The sequence below is a fragment of the uncultured Caballeronia sp. genome (assembly GCF_964243625.1).
Lineage (GTDB): Bacteria > Pseudomonadota > Gammaproteobacteria > Burkholderiales > Burkholderiaceae > Caballeronia.
Genome location: NZ_CAXTGZ010000794.1, coordinates 1 through 2,374, shown reverse-complemented (window position 1 = coordinate 2,374; position 2,374 = coordinate 1). Strand labels below are relative to the sequence as shown.

The following is a 2,374-nucleotide window of genomic DNA, read 5'->3' as shown; positions in this document are numbered from 1 at the left end:
GGATATCCTTTCTTTCCTTCGTGGTACCGACCGCTTCCTCTATGCAGTATATGATCTCCGTAGACGCGTTCACTCGGGTCAATGGTAGGCAAGGCAGTGATCTGCCGATAAAAAGTGTCCAACGTTACGCAGTCGACGAAAGCAAAAAGTTCGGCAAGATCATCTATGACAAAGTAGGTTTCCTGAAAGTCGTCGATCCGCTTGGTAGTTCTCATGACGCGCATCAGATCGAATTTGATTCGGTTCGGCGAGTCGTCGTCTAATGCAAAGAGCGATTCCGTGTACGACGATGCAATCCCAGCACCATAAATTTTAAGCCCGTCTGCTTGACGGACTAAACCAAATTCCACTGTGAACCAATACATACTTGCAAGCTTGTCAAGAGCACCAACTTCTCTTGCGCGCTGAGCAGCGATGCCATAAGCCTGAACGTAATCTGCAAATACGGGATTCATCAGCATTGGCACATGGCCGAACACGTCATGAAAAACGTCTGGTTCTTCGAGATAGTCAAGCTGTGAACGGTCGCGAATGAAGTTCCCAGCCGGAAATCTCCTGTGAGCGAGGTGATCAAAAAACACGTCATCAGGGACAAGCCCTGGTACCGCCACAATTTGCCAGCCCGTGTTCCTCACTAGCACCTGACTCAAGAGGTCGAAGTCAGGAATTTGTTCGCGTCCTAGAGGAAGGGCATTCATTCCTGCAACAAATTCATCACAGGCACGTCCGGCCAACTGCTCAACTTGCCGGTCAAAGAGCATTTTCCAGACAGCATGATTTTCAGAGGTGTAGTTACCCCAACCTTGATCGATCGTCCAATCCGGCCTTTGAATCAAGTTGCTTGACGCCGCACCAACGTTCATTCTCCGTTCCATACAAACCTCAAGTTTGTCCCACTTCGAAGCAAGTCACTCTCATTTGAATCAGATCGTTTTGATACGACAAAGACGCATGTGCGTTGAGTTGGTCGTAAACTCAATGCAGCGTTTGTCAGCCATGACCGTTGATAGTGGGCCTAGGCATAGCAAGTTGCGTAGAGGGCTACGGTGAGCATTTTCCATGTCAATCAGTACTAGCGCGACGACTTCCGATCAGGCTCTCACGCGTTCTCTGCTCCCCAACGCTGACCAATGTTCAGCAAACCGGCAACGCAACCCTGACTGAATTGCGATAGCAATCCGCGTTTACCCTTGCTGAACCGCCAAAAACTTTGCATTTAATTTCAGTTGCAATTATTGTCCCGTGAAACTAATATCATGTCAACTCAACAACGCTGATCCTGCTCGGTGATGGATGTGAGGCAAATCACGGGCGTAAGCGTTGGTACTAGGTGTGCGATCTGCAAGAGAAGACTTTGGGGCGTTGCGCCGCATTTGGTGGATGCACTGGCATGCTACGTCACGGGTTGTTGATGGAAGCGAAGAGCCGGGAGTCTTGGTTGATAGTGCTACTGCTGGGGGCGGTGGTCCGTGCGCTTGAAACGTGTAGGCTCGGCGCAGGTTATGAAGTGGGAACCGTGTAGTGCGAAAGGTATCAAGGCCTGGCCGGTGAGATGCCTCGCTTGAATAAGCCTTTGTTGGTTGTAACTGCGATCTGTGGCGATCGCGAACGACGAAGCTCGGACATCCGATGCTGATAAACCGCTTTACACTCAGATGCTGCTGTGAGTTGCCAACGTTGCAAGTTTTTTAAATCATTGCCCAATAAGGAAGGCCCAGTGAAATTTGCTACTTTAAAATCGGGCGGTCGTGACGGAACGCTTGTGCTGGTCAGCCGGGACTTAAAGTTAGGTGCTTCGCTCGCTCAGATTGCACCGACGCTGCAAAACCTGCTGGACAACTGGGACGAGCTTTCGATACTTGCCGAAGACCTGTACACGCAATTAAATCTTGGCGAGCTTGACGGAACCTTCCCGCTGCTTCCGGCTGACCTCTCAGCCCCTTTGCCACGAGCTTATCAATGGGCCGATTCAAGCGCGTATGTAAATCATATTGAGCTTGTACGAAAGTCGCGCGGAGCAGAAATGCCACCATCGTTCTGGCACGAGCCTATTGTCTACCAAGGGGGCTCCGACACGCTGCTTGGGCCCCGCGATGATATTTTCTGTGGCGGCGACGATTGGGGGTGCGATTTCGAGGCGGAGGTAGCCGTGATCACCGGCGATGTCCCGATGGCATGTTCTCGTGAAGAAGCAAAGTCAGCAATCCGGCTTGTGATGCTAGTGAATGATGTATCTCTTCGCGGCTTGATCCCAGCCGAACTTGCACGCGGCTTCGGATTTTTTCACGGAAAGCCGTCGAGCGCGTTCTCCCCCGTTGCGGTGACGCTCGACGAATTGGGAGACTCCTGGGATGGGAGCAAGGTCACGCTGCCT

2 protein-coding genes are annotated in these 2,374 nt (G+C 51.6%); one reads left to right on the top strand and one right to left on the bottom strand.

Features of this window, described 5'->3' with window-relative positions; genetic code table 11:
- Positions 1–863, bottom strand: an 863-nt coding sequence (phhA, locus tag ACFFAR_RS30985) for a phenylalanine 4-monooxygenase (RefSeq protein WP_375509202.1), incomplete at its 3' end; no start/stop codon positions are given.
- An 854-nt stretch (positions 864–1,717) separates the two neighbouring features.
- Here phhA and ACFFAR_RS30980 point away from each other — a divergent pair.
- Positions 1,718–2,374, top strand: a 657-nt coding sequence (locus ACFFAR_RS30980; protein WP_375509201.1) for a fumarylacetoacetate hydrolase family protein, incomplete at its 3' end; no start/stop codon positions are given.